At 64.4% G+C, this 16,785-nt stretch carries 10 protein-coding genes and 1 pseudogene; 1 reads left to right on the forward strand and 10 read right to left on the reverse strand.

Annotated features, from left to right (window positions below; genetic code table 11):
- Positions 1-28: 28 nt before the first annotated feature.
- The 6 genes and pseudogenes from ACGFML_RS07055 to mycP form a co-directional block, all read right to left on the reverse strand.
- On the reverse strand, positions 29-3,310 hold the full coding sequence (locus ACGFML_RS07055) for an ATP-binding protein (RefSeq protein WP_393540884.1): 3,282 nt from the start codon (positions 3,308-3,310) through the stop codon (positions 29-31).
- A 202-nt stretch (positions 3,311-3,512) separates the two neighbouring features.
- A pseudogene (locus tag ACGFML_RS07060) lies at positions 3,513-4,020 on the reverse strand (IS5 family transposase); the annotation flags it as partial.
- A 131-nt stretch (positions 4,021-4,151) separates the two neighbouring features.
- A complete protein-coding gene (locus ACGFML_RS07065; RefSeq protein ID WP_393540886.1) occupies positions 4,152-4,538 on the reverse strand; it encodes a DUF6193 family natural product biosynthesis protein in 387 nt (128 codons plus the stop codon).
- Between the two features lie 206 nt (positions 4,539-4,744).
- Complete coding sequence (locus ACGFML_RS07070) at positions 4,745-5,164, reverse strand: hypothetical protein (RefSeq protein ID WP_393540888.1); 420 nt, start codon at positions 5,162-5,164, stop codon at positions 4,745-4,747.
- A 278-nt stretch (positions 5,165-5,442) separates the two neighbouring features.
- Complete coding sequence (gene eccCa, locus ACGFML_RS07075; RefSeq protein WP_393540890.1) at positions 5,443-9,429, reverse strand: type VII secretion protein EccCa; 3,987 nt, start codon at positions 9,427-9,429, stop codon at positions 5,443-5,445.
- Between the two features lie 11 nt (positions 9,430-9,440).
- The gene (gene mycP / locus ACGFML_RS07080) at positions 9,441-10,685 is read right to left on the reverse strand and encodes a type VII secretion-associated serine protease mycosin (protein ID WP_393540892.1); all 1,245 of its coding nucleotides are present in this window, start codon (positions 10,683-10,685) and stop codon (positions 9,441-9,443) included.
- Positions 10,686-12,079: 1,394 nt separating this feature from the next.
- Here mycP and ACGFML_RS07085 point away from each other — a divergent pair.
- Positions 12,080-12,286 carry a hypothetical protein gene (locus tag ACGFML_RS07085; protein WP_393540893.1) on the forward strand — a complete coding sequence of 69 codons (207 nt, stop codon included), beginning with the start codon at positions 12,080-12,082 and terminating at the stop codon, positions 12,284-12,286.
- 85 nt (positions 12,287-12,371) lie between these two features.
- Here ACGFML_RS07085 and ACGFML_RS07090 read toward each other — a convergent pair whose 3' ends face one another.
- From ACGFML_RS07090 to ACGFML_RS07105, 4 genes are all read right to left on the reverse strand, one after another.
- A complete protein-coding gene (locus tag ACGFML_RS07090) occupies positions 12,372-12,680 on the reverse strand; it encodes a hypothetical protein (RefSeq protein ID WP_393540895.1) in 309 nt (102 codons plus the stop codon).
- Between the two features lie 293 nt (positions 12,681-12,973).
- A complete protein-coding gene (locus ACGFML_RS07095; protein ID WP_393540897.1) occupies positions 12,974-14,086 on the reverse strand; it encodes a hypothetical protein in 1,113 nt (370 codons plus the stop codon).
- Positions 14,087-14,088: 2 nt separating this feature from the next.
- Positions 14,089-16,284 (reverse strand): hypothetical protein, encoded by a 2,196-nt coding sequence (locus ACGFML_RS07100; protein WP_393540899.1) that lies wholly within the window; start codon positions 16,282-16,284, stop codon positions 14,089-14,091.
- A gap of 2 nt (positions 16,285-16,286) precedes the next feature.
- Positions 16,287-16,742 carry a hypothetical protein gene (locus ACGFML_RS07105; protein ID WP_393540901.1) on the reverse strand — a complete coding sequence of 152 codons (456 nt, stop codon included), beginning with the start codon at positions 16,740-16,742 and terminating at the stop codon, positions 16,287-16,289.
- Positions 16,743-16,785: the final 43 nt, after the last annotated feature.

Raw genomic sequence — 16,785 nt, forward strand, 5'->3', positions numbered from 1 at the left:
GGGACAGTCGTCGCCCGCTGAGACATGGTCACTTGGTCACCTCCGCCGTCATCGTTGTGCTCTTGATGCCGAGCTTCTTGATCACATCGTGGATCTGCGCGAACTGCGGGTCGTCGACGTCGAGTGCAGGGTGGAACCGGAAGGTGAGGGTGACGTCGCCGACCACCTTCGTGGCGGCGGTGAGCGCCTTCTTGGCGTGGCCGTAGGCCACCTGGAACTCAGCGCGCTCGGCAGCGCCCTGGAATTGGATGCCGCCTCCGGTGAGCCCCTTGTACTCGGCGCGGATGGTGGAACGAACCGTGATGGTCTGCCTCTGCAACATGCCGAGCGAGGCGACGGCGAGGTCGAGGTCGCTGGTGCCAGACGCGGCATCCGCGCTCACCTTCAACGTGAGGGTCGAGATGTTGCGGATCGTGTAGTCGGAAACGGCATCGAGCAGGCTCTGCATGGCCGCGCCGCCAGGTCCGCTCGCAGAGAAGGTCTTGGAGGTAACAGTACGGGTGGGAACCTCGACGCGGATCTCGTCGGCGGTGTCGCGGGGGAGGACGTGGAGGGTGTCGAGACCCTTATCCTTGATCGCCGAGGGTGAGAGCGCTCGGACACCGGCGGCAGGCTCGGTGTCGGTGACGACGAACCAGCCGTACTCGCTGGACTGAACGGCGGTGGCCAGTAGGTCGAGGACGTCGGTCTTGGAGGGTTCGCCGCCGCAGGCGGCCTCGAGGCGGGCGCGGAGGTCGGCGCCGGTGAGCTGGTCGCTTGTGAGCACGGAGCGGAGGTCGGTCTGGTTGGGTTTACGGACCAGCAGGCCGCGCTTCTGCGCCTCGGTCATCGTCATGACTTCGGTGTCGACGCTGAAGGTGATCGACATGCCAGCCTGGTTGTTGGCCGTGTAAGCCTTGCCTCTGGCGGAGTCGTAGTACACCCAGTTGTCGTGGTTGACGCCGTTGACGATCGCGTCACGCAGCAGGGAGGTGTTGCGGACGATGGAGACCTTATGGTCGGACCAGAAGTAGTCGGCTATCGCTGCCGTGCTCGTGGCCTCCTTGTTGGCCCAAGTGCGGTTGCGGAGGAAGGAGGCCGTGAACGGGCTGGTGCGGATCTTGTCCTCGTCGGTCAGCAGGGTGACGACAGCGGAGGTGGCATTCTTCGGGTCTCCCTGGGCCCGGGCGGCGAGCTCACCGTGACGCAGGTAACCGGTGGCTTTCTCATCGGCCGGGTAGTAGATGTGCTTAAAGCACCGGGTAACCGCGATCCGTGCCTGGAGGCGGGCCTCCTTGTCGTATGCCTCGACCTTCTTGCGGACCTCCTCGCTGAACTGGCCCAGCCGGTGGGTATCCGCGGCGAGGTTGTTGGAGGCGATCAGAGCACGTGCGCGATCCTTGAGTGCAGGGACCTGGACTGCGTCGGCAAGGGCGAAGACCAGAGAGTTTCGGTACTTGCGCGGCGTGCCGACCGAACCGGCCTTGTCGAGCATCTCCACGATCTGTGCCGGCGGCTGGTCGGCGTGACGCGGATCGACGGTGACAACATCGTGGTCGAGAACGACCACCCGCAGCGCGTCCTTGTCTGGGATCTCGACAGGGCCTGACGGGAAATGGATCGCGGTGACGCCACCGTCGTTGGCAAACGCCTTATGCACCAGGCTGTCGACTTCTGCGGCGACCGCAGTGTTGGCGACGTTGCGCTTCTCGGTCTCGATAATGGCGTTGACGTTGGGCTCAATGTTGAAGCGCCAGCGAGCACCGTCGTAAGAGAGATGCCAGAAGACCTTCTCCGACTCGGTCAGCGCCTTCTCGAAGATGGTGGCGTCCTCGCCGGGGCACAAAGTGCCGACCAGCCAGTCGTTGCGGCCCGCCCCTGCGGTGGAGACCATCTCCAGGGAGTGGGTGAACACTGTGCGAGCCACGCGGGTGGCATAGGCAGGCTTGCCAGGGAAGACGTCAGCGTCGACGACAGCCGCGTGGGAGGCATTGGAAGCGAAGTCGCCCCTGGCCACGCTCGCGTACTCGGCGCGGCCGAGGCCGTCAGTGAGGTGGTTGAGGACCGGCTCGTTGGCGTAGTCGATATCGCCGATGTTGATGATCACTGTGTCGTCGTTGGCGGCGTAGATGTTGGCCACGACCTCGGCCAGGAGTTTCAGGGCACCGCGGGCGCGCTGAAACTCGGTTATGTTGCCCAGACGCTTATCGAGGACGCGGACCAGCTCAGGGTGGAACGGGTAGGTCTTTGTGACTAAGTGGCCGTAGGAAGCCGGGTGCTCGGCGCCGCCGGCGAGTTGCTCGGTCTTGGCGAGCTGTTCGTATAAGCCCCGGTAGGCATCCCCAGCTGCCCTGGCGGCATCCTCGTCGACGGAGGCGAAGATGCGCTTCTTGAGGATTTCTCCGATCTCGTTGTCATCGGCCGGCGTGATCACCGCACTCGGCCGCACCGCACGGGCCAGTACGTCACCAGTCTCCTGGGCGGCCTTGACCGAGGCTGCATTGGCGGCGTCCGCCTTCTCCTTCTCCTCACCGGTCAGCTCACTGATCTCGGTGGTCTCTGCTCCGAACGCGTTCGTGGTCGCGGCCAGGGTGATGATGACCGAGACCTTGTTGGTCGGGTCGGAAGCAACCTCGAAGAGGTTGCCGAGGAAGACGGGTATTGCGCCAGCCATGCGGCGTACGTCCTCGCTGCCAGAGGAGGTCACTGCACGCAGGTGCTTGGCGATCTCGTCGACGATCACTACCGTCGGCTTGCCACAGAAGGCGGCCTTGATCGTGGCGGTGCCTGGAGCCGTGCGTTGGGTGTCGTTAGCCTCCATCGCTGCGAACGCATCGTCGCCGATTTGGGCGGCCATCTCACCCCACATCGTGTAGGTGCGATGGCCGTTGGTCTCGATGCCCGCGGTGGGGTCGAGAGCATCGCCGACCAGGGCAGCGATTTGGACCGGGCCGTCGGGAAGCAGGATCGGGTCCAGGAATTCAGCGATGTTGGACGGCCGGGCACCCCTGGCGAGATGGTAGACGGCGGTCAGGCCGTGAGTCTTACCGCCCCCGAACGAGGTCGTGGGGCGAAGCACGCCGTTCTCCCCTGCGACACCCTTCGCTCCGCTCAGGCGGCCGAAGGTCTTGGTAAGCAGCGTCTTGAGGCCGCTCGTGGGGTAAGTATGTGCGAAGAACGCTTGCGCGTCGCCGTACACCGGATAGTGCTCCGCGTCGCGGACCACCTTGTCCAGCTGCGCTGCGAAGTGGTTGTCCGCTAACCCGCCTTCAAGTACATCCTCCCTCGGAACACACACCTTCCGCAGGGCCTCTAAGCTCGACGCTGCCATGCCTCTCCTGCCCCCAGACGCCGTGCACGCGGCACCCCTCTTGTGAATCATGCGATTGTAAGGCACCGGCGATGAGCGCAGCTTCAATGAGTGGGATGTCGATCAAGAGGTGAGTAAGAGTCAGTGACGGTAGGACAACTGGGAGTTGCGGATGGATTCCTGCTGTTCGTACCAGGCCCGGCAAGTGTCGAAGTCACCGTCGGCGCGGACGGCGAGCCTGCAGGCCCGGTGTGATCAGCAAGGTCAGGGGGCGGCGCCCGCCGTCCCCGGCGAGGTGGATTTTGCAGGTGAGGCCGCCCCGGGAGCGTCCGAGTCCCTCGTCGGGTCGGTGCTGCCGGGGCGTTGTACTTTTCCCGGCACCCGCGGGCGTCTCTTGCGGGCGCCGGCGGCGTGCTGGTGGGCCCGGCAGGAGGTGGAGTCCACGCTCACCATCGACCAGTCGATGCGGCCCTCGGCGTCGGCGTCGGTCAGGACGGCCGCGAAGAGTCTGTCCCAGGTACCGTCCGCTGACCAGCGTCTGTGCCTCTCGTACACGGTCTTCCATTTACCGAAACGTGCAGGCAGATCCCTCCACGGCACACCGGTGCGGTTCCGGTAGAGGATCCCGTTGATGATCCTGCGATGGCTCACCCAACGACCGCCCCGCTTGCCGGACTTCGGCAGATCCTCAGCCGGGTCCATTCATCGTTCGTGAGATCTCCTCGCCCCATGGACATGCCAACGAGTCGATCCTGGAGCAGTCACGTGATCCGCTGGACAGGCCCTAATGTCCTGGGCCCCCAGGGAGCGCCCACTGACCTGTGTCGCGGCGGCCTTGGAGGACGATGGCGTCAGCCCCTGACTACTCCGACTGTTCTTTTTCGGCCAGTTCCTCGGACGTGCCGACGAAGGCGCGACCGCAGTCTGACGGGAGTCGTTCGGCCACCATCGCGATGGCAGCCTCCGCGGTCGGGGCGGGGCCGACGCTCTGGGACCGTGAGGGCCCGCCGACGAAGAAGCCGCCGCCGCCGCCGCCCATCATCGGGGCGATGAACGGGATGTCCCAGGTCCAACGCGGCTCTGTGCACCGGCTGAAGTGCAACTCGGCCATGCCGACCCAAGGGAACAGCTGCCGTAGTCGGGGCTCTGCGTAGGCGGCGCGTAGCAACTGGCCGTCCACGCGTTGGGTGGTAAGCAGCTTCTGCCATGCGGCTTCGATGATGTCTTCCTCTGGCGCGCCCTCCGTCATGACCAGCATTCTGCTCGACGTCGAAAGATTTCGGCCAGCTCGCGGTGATAACTCTTGGCCCCGTCCCGAGCACGCCTCGCCTTGAGAGGGCGAACGGTTCGTGTCGTCCCGTGTGGGCGGGACAGGCGGCCGACTACGAGACGGTCAGGCGGGTGTAGAGCCGCTGGTCCCCGCGGCCGGGGCATACGCGGGCGCGGTCGAGAGCCTCACTCTGAACGGGGCTCAGACAGATAGGTGCCAGCCAGTGTGCCGTCGTACCCCGCGGCTTGGGCTGCGGCCTCCAGGGTCGGGTAGTCCTGGCCCATGCCTTCGCCGATCATCGCCAGGTAGTCCGCGCGGGTCAGTTCGCGCTCGACCCATTGGTGTGCGCAGCGGCAGCGGATGCTGATCTCGTTGCGGTCGCAGATGACCATCCAGTCGCGTCGGGCGCCGCACTGGGGGCACATGACGGTGATCCCGGTGAAACGGATTTCCTCGGGGTGTGTGGTGGCGCGCTGACCGATGTTCCCGCCCACGGGCTGCGTCTCCTGCTGGAGCCGCAGCAGCAGGTCATCGCCGGATGTCGTCTCCGGCAGAGCGATTCTCGGGGCCTGAAGGTATTCGCTGAGCATCCGCATCGTCTCCATGTCTCTCTTCAACCAGCCGTAACAGGCGTGGCTGCCGGTGTCCAGCCCTTTTTGCGCTGGTCAGCGCCTTGTCCCGCGGAAGCGGGGTGCGCTGGAGTTGGTCCGGAATCTGGTCTCGGACGCCGACGCTTTCGAGGACCAGGGTTACCGCTGGGGAAGTCCGCGAGTCGGTGGGTGTACGGGACGAGTCGGTGGAGGTCGCTGTCGCACGGGTGCGGACGGGAAGACCCTGCGCTGTGCCAGCCACCAGAACTTCGGTGGCTGGCTGCCCGTGCTGCTCAGTTGGGGGCGTACCAGCCGATTTGGATGATGCGGGGCCGTTGCCGGGGAGCGATGAGTTGGGCCCGCCCGGGTGGCATGGGCTGAGCCTTGGTGGCGCCTATCAGCGGCCCTTCGTCAGGGTCTCCCGACAGGATGATGCCCGTCGCCCCGAGTTCTTTGAGCCGTCGGGTGACCGGGTCGAAAGAGGTGCGGGCTGCGCCGGCGGTGCTGCGGGCGACGATCACGCGGAGGCCGATGTCGCGGGCGTAGGGGAGGTGTTCGGCAAGGGCTTCGAGGGGGTTGCCGGATGGCAGTGCGACGAGGTCGTAGTCGTCGATGATGACGAATATCTCAGGGCCGTGCCACCAGCTGCGGGCGCGCATCTGCTCGGCGGTTACTTCCGCAGATGGCATCCGCGCTTGAAGGAGCGGGACGAGGCGCTTGAGGCCCTCTTCGAGGGATGCCGAGGCGGGGGCGTAGTGCAGTACGTGGTCCGGGGGGAGTTGGCCGTGTAGTGCGCGTCGGTAGTCGCCGACGATCGCCAGGGCTTCATGGGGCTGGTGCCGTTCGGCGAGCTGCCGGGCGAGCAGACGAATCAGCGCGGTCTTCCCGGACTCGCTGTCGCCGTAGATGACAAGGAGCGGATCGGTGTCGAAGCTGACGTAGACCGGGGCGAGGGCGGATTCGTCGAAACCCACGGCGAAGCCCAGATCGGGTGTTTCGCTTGCCTTGGGGAGGGCATCGGCGTGCAGGCGGTCCGGGAGCATACGCACTGGCGGGCACACCGGACCGGACCAGCTGGACGCGATGGCCGCAACCAGTCCGGCGGAGCTTGCAGCACCATCCGGAGGGTCTTGCACGGCGTCCAGGCCATCGGCGTGGGGAAGTGCGGCAACGTAATGCAGTCCGCCACGGGCGAGGCCGTGGCCGGGACGGGATGCGGGGACGTTGCGGGCGCGTTTGCGGTCGTGGTCGGAATCCAGGGGGTCGGCCATCCGGAGTTCCAGCCGGGTGCCGAGTTGGTCCTTCAAGGCGGGACGGATCTCGTTGTACCGGCCGGCGGCAAGGATGAGATGGACACCGAAGGCAAGGCCCCGAGTGGCCATGGCCTCGATGTCGGGGATCAGCTGCTCGTGCTCCCGTTTGAAGGTGCCCCAGCCATCGATCACCAGGAAGACGTCCCCCCAGAGGTGGTCGGGGTAATGTCCCACGGCCCGGCGCCCGCGGTAGGTCCGGATGGAGTCGATGTGGTGGGCCCGGAAGAATTCCTCCCGCTCGTCGAGGATCTCTCGTATCTCGGCGATGGTCCGGCGTACCTTGGCCGCGTCCAGCCGGGTGGCGACTCCCCCGACATGCGGCAGATCGGCGAGGGACGAGAGGCCGCCGCCCTCGAAATCGAGGCAGTAGAACTGCACTTCGCGGGGGGTGTGGGTCAGGACAACGGTTGTGACGAGGGTGCGGAGCAGGGTGGATTTCCCCGAACGCGGACCGCCGACGACTACGGCATGGCCCTGCGCACCGGACAAGTCGAGGCTGAGGATTTCCCGGCGCTGCTCGAACGGAATGTCGGCGATGCCGATCGGAACGACCAATGACATCTCCCGCCATTCGGCAGGTTGCAGGCCCCGTTCGGCCGTGGACGTGAGCGGGGGAAGCAGGTCGCCGAGAGAAGGGGAATCTTCCAGCGGGGGCAGCCAGACCTGCTGTGCCGGTGGCCCCTGGTCCTGGAGTCGCTCCACCAGAACGTCCAGTACGGAAGGGCCGGTCCCGTCACCCTCTTCCGGGGGTGCCTCTTGGCCAGGGACAGCTGAGTCGACATCGGCGAGGGCGGACTCGACGGTGAAGAGCATCGGTGAAACGTCCTCCCGATGCCCCGCGACCGTGGCCCGCGGGGCTCGGTACGGGCCGGAGACGTATGCGGCCTTGAATTGCGTCGGGGATTCCGTCCCGTGGCTCAGCAGGCCGGCCCCAGGGACGTTGGGCAAGTGGTACGCGTCCGCGACACCGAGTGCGATCCGGGACTCCTCTGCAGAAAAGGTCCGCATCACCAGCCGATAGGAAAGGTAGGTGTCCAGGCCCCGCAGGCGGCCTTCGTCCACCCGCTGCGAGGCAAGCAGAAGATGCACACCGAGCGAGCGGCCGATGCGTCCGATCTGCAGGAACATGTCGATGAATTCGGGCCTGGCCGTGAGCAGTTCGCTGAACTCATCCAGGATGATCAGCAGGGTGGGCAGCGGCTGAAGCGGTGCGCCTGCCGTCCGGGCCCTCTCATAGGCGCCGATATTGGCGAAGTTGCCGCTGGAGCGGAGCAGTTCCTGACGGCGGAGAAGTTCGCCGGCGAGGGCGTCCTGCATGCGGTCAACGAGGGTAAGGTCCTCGGCGAGGTTGCTGATGAACGCGGCCACGTGCGGCAGATCGGCCAGGCCGGCGAATGCCGCTCCGCCCTTGAAGTCGGCCAGGATGAAATTCAGCGTCTCGGAGCTGTGGGTGGTAGCGAGCCCGAGGACCAGCGTGCGCAGCAGCTCGGACTTGCCGGATCCCGTGGCTCCGACGCAGAGACCGTGCGGGCCCATTCCGCCTTGGGCCGCTTCCTTGAGGTCGAGGACAACGGGCTTGCCCTCTGCATCGACTCCGATCGGTACGCGCAAGCGGTCGTGCGAAGCCGGCTGCGCCGTGGGGGGATCGAAGGTTGTCGGGTCGTCGATACCCATCAGGTCGGTGAACCCGAGACTGCCCAACAGCGGGTCTTCGTCCTCGTCGTCGCTGGTCCGCAGGGGGGAGAGGGCGCGCGCGACTGCCGTGGCCTCGACTGCGGTCAGGGCATCCGGGATGCCGGTGTAGACGGAGCCGGAGTTGGAGACCAGGCTGAGGGCATTCGGTTCGACAGCCAGACCCGGTCGGCGATCCCGTCCATAAGTCCCGCCTCCGCGCATACGACGCTGCTGCTCGGAGCCGATGCTCGACTCGAGCTCGATGACGGTCACGCCCAGAAATCCGTCCCGGTCGAATGGCCAGACAAGCGTCGTCTCGGGATCGGGATCAAGAAGGATCACTACGTGCGGTCGATCGAGCAGAGGCTGGGCATCCGGTTCCCAGGCGGGGCGCCTGGAGAGATCCTCGGGGAGCCCCTCTTCGAGGGCGGCGAGCGAGGAATAGATCAGCAGTCGGGAACCTCCCCGGCCGCCGGCGCCCCCGTGCGCGGCTGGGCGCGCGTGCGGCAGCCACTTGATCCAGTCCCACTCCGGGGCCGCCCCTGGAGCCGTGACGACCGCGATCCACAGGTCGTCGGGCGAGTGCAGCGCCGCCAGCTGGCAGACCACCGCCCGAGCAGTCCCCTGGACGGTGTCGGCCTCACCCCGGATCGTCAACCGCGCGAACGCACGCAGAGACAGCGCCAGGGGAAGCCCTTCGAGGTACTCGTACGCATCGACGAAGTGCCGCAGAGCATGCGCGGAGAGCGGCTCCCACTCCTCCGCAGGCTCCGCCTGCGGCACCACGAGGCGAGTCGCCAAGTTCTGCGGCCCCAGCCCGACACGTACTTGGGCGAAATCGTCGTCGCCGGGACGACGCTCCCACAGACGCTTGCGTTCCGCGACCACCGCCCATAGCTGTCCCGGTTCGGGGAATGTGCGGCATTCGGCCAAGCGTTGCGAACTTGCCGTATCCCGCACCTCCTCACGGGTACGCGCCAGGTACTTCAGGTAGTCCTTACGCGCGTGATGCATGCCTGCTGCCGGACCACGCCGAGAACGCACGACCTGCGCCAGGCCCATCGCCACAGCGGAGACGGCTGTGACGGCTCCCATGACCTTCATGAACGGGGGAGAACCGGGCCAGAAGAAATAGGCCGCGCTGCTGCCCATTCCCATCATGGGCAGCAACATGAGGAGAACAGGCTCAGCCTTGCGCTCGGTCAGCGTGGGCGGCGCCTTCAGCTGCAGCTCCCCCTTGGGGTACTCAGGGGGCGTCGCGCGCGGCGGTCGCTTGATGGTGACAGTTGCCAACAGTTATCCGTCTACTGCCGAACATCAGGGCCAGGAGGCTGCTGACGGAACTGTGGAGGGATCGGCGGGAGCGGAGGAGGTGGAACGACCCGACGCCGACGCTTGACGACGACCACTGTCACCACGGCCAGCAGCCCGAGCACCATTACGCCGACAACACCCCAGACAACGAATGCCAGCCGTCCCTTGTGAGAAGGCGCGTCCGGATCGGCAGAATCAGAAGACTCAGGTGCTGCGGACGGGGAAGCCGACGATGCGGAAAGCGGTCCGTTCTTTGAGCCGGGCGGTATGTCCTGGGTCAGGGCACGGTACGGGCGGATCACGCCGTAGCCGTAATGCTTGTCGGGAAGCTTGGCCCCCTTCACCGACGTCGGCAGCTTCGCCGTCTTCACCAGACGGTTGGCGATCTGTCCCGCGGTGAGGTCTGGGAACTTCGCACGGAGGAGTGCAGCGGTGGCTGATACGAAGGCGGTGGCGCCGGATGTACCATCACCGACCTGGTACTCGTGGTCCAGGCCCGCGTTGTACGTGCCCACTCCAGGCGCCGAAAGCAAGGTGTGTGACCCATAGTTGGACATGTGCCAGATCTTGTCTGACGAATCGACGGCGCCCACCGAAATCACTCCGGGATAATTCGCGGGGAAGTTAGGCGTTCCCGCGCCGTCATTCCCCGCTGCGGCGACCATTACGACATCTTTCTGCCGTGCGTAGCGGACAGCTTCCTCCAGCGCCGGGTCATCAGGGGAGCCCATGGACAGGTTGATCACTGACGCACCGTGGTCGGCCGCATAGCGAATCGCCTGCGCCACTGGGCCGCCCCGACCGACTTTGCCGACTGCCATGTTGTCGTCCGTCGTGGCACGCAAGGGCAGGATCTTTACCGCAGGAGCCAGCCCCTTGATACCTGCCGTATCTCCCGGCCCATGACCATGACCGGCGATCAGTGAGGCCATTCCGGTTCCGTGAGAACTTTCCGTCTCGCGGTCGGCACGGCCGTGGTCCATGATGAAGTTCTTGCCGGACAGGACACTGCCTTTGAGATCCGGGTGGGTTCCGTCGACGCCGGTGTCAACGACGGCGACAGTCACCCCCCGGCCCGTGGAAACCTTTGTCATCGCCTCCGCATCGAGCGACGACAAGGCCCACTGATGATCGCGAATGGAATCCGCCGCAGCCGGAGCCCCCGCCGGCACGATGCTGACTGCGCACAGCATCGCCGCCCCGCCTGCCACTCTCACCCACCGCTCGAACCTCACGCCCGGCCGCTTCCTTCCGAACCATCCGACCCTGCCTCACGGTTACGCTCATCCGCTACATCAGCCTCACCGGCCTCCTCAGAGGCCGACACGCCGACAACTCCCGGCACAACCTCACGCTGCGGCGCCCAAGTCTCCTCATCCTCGATCAAGTAATCGGGACGCGAAGACCGCCGCCGCTCCCTGTCGCCCCGCTCGGACCGCCCCCCGGGCGGCACCCCCATCGGGCCCCGAGCACGAGATGCACCCTCCGGACCGCTCTGCAGGGCACCACCACGACTGCGATGCAGGCCAGCGCCCCCCTGAGCGCCACGCCCTGGCAGACCAGGCTTGGTCGGTTCTCCAACAACACCACCAGGGCGTCGCGCCAGCCCTCCCGGACGCCCACGGGTGCCAGCTTTCCCGGAGCCACCCGGGCCGACGCCACCACCGATCGGCGGACGCCCTGCCTGGCCCTGCTGTCCGGGGGCACCCGGTGCACCAGGTCCCTTCGAACCCACGCGACCGCCGGGAGTCGTGCCCTTAACACCAGGCGTGGTGGAGCGAGGAATTCTGCTGCCTCCGCTCGGCCCACGCCCGCCGACCACCGGCCCAACGCCAGGAGGTATCCCCGGCCCGCCAGGCCCCGAACCGGGACTGCCGGGGGTCCCGCCGACCACCGGTCCAGCTGGACCTGCGGCGGGAGGGGTCGCCGGATTAGGCACACCACCACGAACACCATCCAAGGCGGTACCAGCACGGGGCGCTTTCGGCATCGGCTGATGTGTCCCACCGTGGGGGGTACCTTGGGCAGTGCCGTCCGCCTTCGTCACATGCGGTGAGCTCAGGCCCCCATTCGCAGCGGCTCCACCTGCCGCATTGCGGCCTCCTACGGACGTGGATGAACTCGGGCTGACTCGCCGCGGTCCCGCCGCATTCCCAGAACTCCCAGCTGGAAGGGTCGGCAGCGGCACAATCGTGGCTGGTGAGGAAACGGGCTTACTCTTCTCCCAAGTGGGCTTGTCCGCCAACTGACGCGCCTTGGTGTTGTACGAGGCACCTAGCTTCTCCATGTGAGCGGCTGCCTGCAAGGCGATCTCCCGCCCACGCGAAAGCTCATCAGCATGCCTCGCCCGCGCCTTATCAGCACTCACTCCCTTGGAAATGTCACGATTTAGCCCGGAGTCATCGCGGCCTCCGCCGCTCATCAGATCCTTAGCCTTATCCACACCATCCCCGACAGCCGAGATTGTTGTCGTGAGCCAGTTTCCGCCTTTTCTCTCGCTCTCGGTGTCCTGTAGCTGGGTAACAGCGTGTCTGGCCTCTCGTACGTCGATGGCCGCGCCCTTCAGGACGTGCGAAGTATTCTTCGCATACAGAGAGCCGGCCTTGAGGCTCGCACTCAAGGTTTTCGCATGCTTGGCGAAAGCATCAGCGGCGGCCCCGTCCCAGTACTCCAGGACATCCGCCACGGCCTTATCCAGCAGATCACGAACACAGCCATCCGGCGCGTCACCGGCCAGCTGGTCATGTACGTACATCCAGTGGTCGGCGATTTCATCGACCTTGTCTGGCTGAGCGTCACGCACCATGGCTTTCAGCGATTCAAGCGTATGGCTTGAAAAGTTGGTCTCCCCGCCCCCGCGGCCCATCTTTCATTCCTCCCCGTTGTGCCGACTCACGTACGCATGCTCCGGGTGATTTGCCTCAGCCCATGGATTTGCGGACTTCATCCTCACGAGTGTGGTAGCCAACTTCAACTACCCTCGTGTTCTCGCTGACTTCGCGTATCATCGCCTTCAACTCCGCAACCATGCCGGCGATGGACTGCTTCATATTGCCGTGAGCGATCCGGATCCCGGCCTCCTGACTGAAGCCCCGGCCGAGGTACCCCTCCGGCAACTCGGTTTTGTATTCCGCAGTGGCCCCAACCCCATCCATGGCGTCCACAAGCGAGTTGAGCCGCGTGATGACTTGTTGCAGCGCGCTCAGATCTACTCGGTATTCCTCGGCCATCTGTAACCCCCCGGTGTGTTGCACTGAGAGCTGTGTCTGGCGCTGACAACCACACACAGAGCGGACTCATCTAACCTGCCATCAGAACATCAGGTCAACCAGCTTCTTGGCCGATGCCTGGACTCCTCATATCTGTCCTGAAAGCGACGTTGATGTGGCTGACCACGAAATGCGGGATCACGAGCCCAAGCTGCATGACGCCAGCAGGGAACCCGCACATGGGTGAACGAACGACCAACGACTGTCCCTTGCATGGTGAGGCAGGGAGACGGTCACCTTGCTGGGCGGCGCCGTCACGGCAATTTGAGATCAGCGCAACCATGACGCTTGGCGGACCGAGTTGCGAACGTCTTCAGCGCGGACTTTTCCAAAGTACCGTCCGGATCGAAGCGATCATTCGTCTTGGCCAGCCCCGTCGCGATGTACAAAGCCCGACCGGCAGAAGGGCACTCGGCCGAAGCCCACAGACCGCTTCCCTTATGGCCGGCAGGCTTCCCCCGGTCGATCTCGTCCGCATATCCCAGCTGATCTGGCAATGCCTTGGCGAACGGGCCGTAGAAGGCGCTGACACGATATTGGGAAGTGTCTGAGTCCGAGAGAAGGTAGCAGTTCTCGATTGGCGCCTTTGAGTCCGTGGCACTCTCACGGACAGCGGTCGCGATGCCCGCACAAGTTCCACGGGCCCCACCCGGCGGTATTTTCGCATGCGCAGTGTTGTCCGGTACCCGACTGATGGCGCCCCCAGACCGGGCGGTGCATCCCCAAGCTTTAGCCGCGTTCTCCGCCGTCTTCACTGTCGTTCGGGCAAAACGAGCGCGCTGGGTGGTTCCCTCCACTGATCGCGTGGCCGCCCCTTGCACCGTGATAATCAAAGAGGAATGCTGAGGGTCGCTACGACGATTTACACAGGGCATGGCGACTGTGGCGACGAGGTCCTTACCCAAGCGTCCCTCGTCCATTACGCCTTCCCATCCATGACCAAGAGGAATTGCCATTCCCACATCACCATACGGCTCAAACCCGCCAAAGTCGTGAAGAGCCCCCGCAGCATCGGATCTCCAGTCCATCGCGACTGACAGCCATGCGTTGCCATCGGAATCACTGACGTTGCACTTGTGCAGCCGTCCTGCACGCGGGATAGCTCCCTGATCTACTTGAACATCATGCCCGCGCAGACGGTCCACCCCGAGCAGTTTCTTGACCTCCGCGGTATCAACACTGCCCCTGCAAGTATTGGCCAGACTCCGGCCATCTTGCCAACGATCATACGCCCCAGTGAAATAGAAGATGCTGGGCACTGCTACTACGAGGACGATCACCGCGGCGAACAACCACCGCTTGCGTTCGCGGCGGGTGATGCGAGGATCAGGGTCACCGATACGGCGCTTCTCCGTGGCGTCAGCCATGATCACTTATTGTTCTTTCCTGTGCCAAGCGCATCTTGCACATCGGTACGACCATTCTCATAAGTGCTTCGCAATTCATTCTGAGCCCAGTTCGCATCCGGCTCATCAGCGCCTATTCCTCGCGCCTCGTACAGTTCGGCAACCATCGCGTTGACACTGGCTTTTCCACCCTTGGCTGCGTTTCCGGTAAGTGTGTTCTCCGCGATCTCCTCTGCCGTGTGTTTATGGGTTACGGAATCCATATGCTCTTGCCATGCGGTAGCCCCCGCATCAGTTAGGCGCACCGCGATGTCGCCAACGACAGGGACTTTGGTGACAATTCCAGCGACGCCATGGTATCCGGCCTTTCCTATCCACCACTTATGGTCGGAGAGCCCTTCCTTCTCGCGATCGAGGATGACATCGCCTTGGATAGCGTCGATGGCTCCTGTTGCCGCGACGGAATCAGCCATCAATTTCTTGGCCGTCTCTGCGTTCATCCCCGGAGGGATATCAGCCAACTGCTGAGCCGTGTGAGCGGTTTGCGCCTCCTGGATCACGTGATACGCCTGAGGATCATCCGACGCCCCACGCATCACCCGGATCAACGCCCCTGGATCAACAGCCATGCGCACCTGTCCGGTCTTCTTATCCGTCCACACCCCCGATGCATTCTCACCAGAGTGACCCGCTGATTCGTCATTGAAGCTCGAAAGCATGTCCTGCGTGTCGGAAACGTAGTCGCCCAGGGCATTGGCGATCGGACGATGCATCCCTTCCGGCAGGGTCTCGTTCGTCGGGCCTCCGTCGAGCATTTTGATGCTGTCGCGCATGATCCTGGCTTGCGACTCAGTGTGCTCACGGACCGCGTCTTCTTGCCCCGGCTGATGCCCGGTGGAGCCGGCTTCGATGGCCAGCGCCAACGAACCCTGACCGGTCTTCTTGTCGAAACCGTCTTCCACCCATTCCCGGTCATCCACGAGGTACTTGAGATTGCCGTTCTTGTGTAGATCGTCCCCCGGATCGAGGAAGCCGGTGGCGGCGTCAGGGTTCTTGCTCAGGGCATCCATGTAGCCCGTCATGGGGTCGGCGCCCGGACGGCCTCCGATGTAGTCGATCATTGGCATCGTGGCGTCCGGAGCCCACAAAAGCTTCGGCGTCGTCGAATGGTTGCTTGCATTCTTCTCGTAGTTGATGAGATCTCGGCCGTAGTGGTGGAGGAAGTCGGTGTCATAGTTACCGCTTCGCATGAGACTGCTCATCAGCTGGTAGCCCTTGGCGCTTAGACCGCTGTCCGGGTGGATCGTTTGGGGTCCGAGCGCCAGCATCTTCTCTTTCCAACCGTCCATCGCGACGCTGTCGCTCTGGGTGGCCATGCCGAACGTGGCACCAAGCCCCGACTGCAACTTCTTGAGGGCGGCGTTACGCTCCAGACCCCTCTCACCGGAAGCCGGCCCGGACGCCTCACGCCAGAACTCCAATGCTCCCTTCGGGCCCATGGAGAGAGCAAGCTTCTCGGCGAAGACCATGTCGCTCTTGCGCTTGGAAAGGAGGCTTCCCAGGCGAGCCAACTCATCGTTGGACAGATTTTCTCCGCCCTTCTTGGTGAGCCTGAGTGCCTCGGCGTAGTCCTTCTGAGCTCCCCGCGCGGCGTCCAAAGACGTGTAGATCTTCTTGTTGAACGAGTCGTCGTTCTTGCCGTTGGGGTCCTGGCGCATCGCCCAGTTCGCAGCTTCGTCTGCTTCCGTGGCTTCCCGTAGGACCTTCGCGATGCGGTGCTTCATCTTATCGACCGCTGCGTCGCGCTCTTTTTGGTCAGGCCTCATGTAGGAAGGGCCCAAATAGTCATCCGGCAGCTCTTTCACATCGATGACTGTCCCGTCTCCCAGCACCTCGAGGTGTTCCGACGGCGCTTCCTCATCGATGATCCGGCGAAGCTTCTTCTGCGCACTACTGAGTTCCGCGTGTACATCGCGAAGCAGCGTCGCGGTGGCTTGTGCCTCTACCGCCGCCCCTTGGTACTGCTGCTTGATCTTGGCGAGGGACTTTTGCGCTTCCTCAGCTGCGTTGCCCGACCACCCGGACTTCACGGGCTTGGCGACGCGGGCCTCGAAAAGCTCCTGCAGACCCTGATACTTCTTCGGGAGCAGCTTCCACTCGTCCGCTGCAGCCTGCAGCTTCCCGAAATCAGTGTGGAGGAGAGCAGAGAATGTGACCATGATCAGCTCCTCCGGCCATTGAGCGAGTCCATCCTGGACTTCTCGGCGTGATCGGTGTCCATGTAAAACGCGGCGGTGTTGTGCAGCTTGCTGGCGGCATCTGACAACATCACGCTGAGGTTGCTGGCCCCGTCTCCCCATCGCTTGAGCATGCTGTCCAGCCCGAGGCCGTACTGCCAGTCATCCAGCGCACTCGCCGAGGCGTCAGAGGTTTCATCTATGGCCTTCTGATCCACTTTGTCCGTGTCAGTGCGCAGATCGTCCAACGCGGTAGATGCCTTGTTCAGTACGGCTTTATGGACCGATACCTGCCCGCCTGTGCCACCTGCGCCTCCGCCACCCCCAGCGGAGTTGAGCTCCATCGTCACGTTCTGCCGCTTGGCGGAGTCTGTGAGCGATCCGTCCGCGTTGTAGCGGAAGGGATTGAGACGGCGGTCCCAATCCTGGTCGTAGGTCATGCGGTTCCCCCGTGACAGTGCAGGCCGAAGTCGCTGTGAGCGC

Source organism: Streptomyces sp. NPDC048650 (genome assembly GCF_043199095.1).
Taxonomy (GTDB): Bacteria; Actinomycetota; Actinomycetes; order Streptomycetales; family Streptomycetaceae; genus Streptomyces.

Coding starts and splice junctions, on each gene's coding strand:
- ACGFML_RS07055 (WP_393540884.1), bottom strand. CDS start 3,310: ATGGCAGCGTCGAGCTTAGAGGCCCTGCGGAAGGTGTGTGTTCCGAGG.
- ACGFML_RS07065 (WP_393540886.1), bottom strand. CDS start 4,538: ATGACGGAGGGCGCGCCAGAGGAAGACATCATCGAAGCCGCATGGCAG.
- ACGFML_RS07070 (WP_393540888.1), bottom strand. CDS start 5,164: ATGGAGACGATGCGGATGCTCAGCGAATACCTTCAGGCCCCGAGAATC.
- ACGFML_RS07085 (WP_393540893.1), top strand. CDS start 12,080: ATGCTTGGCGAAAGCATCAGCGGCGGCCCCGTCCCAGTACTCCAGGAC.
- ACGFML_RS07090 (WP_393540895.1), bottom strand. CDS start 12,680: ATGGCCGAGGAATACCGAGTAGATCTGAGCGCGCTGCAACAAGTCATC.
- ACGFML_RS07095 (WP_393540897.1), bottom strand. CDS start 14,086: ATGGCTGACGCCACGGAGAAGCGCCGTATCGGTGACCCTGATCCTCGC.
- ACGFML_RS07100 (WP_393540899.1), bottom strand. CDS start 16,284: ATGGTCACATTCTCTGCTCTCCTCCACACTGATTTCGGGAAGCTGCAG.
- ACGFML_RS07105 (WP_393540901.1), bottom strand. CDS start 16,742: ATGACCTACGACCAGGATTGGGACCGCCGTCTCAATCCCTTCCGCTAC.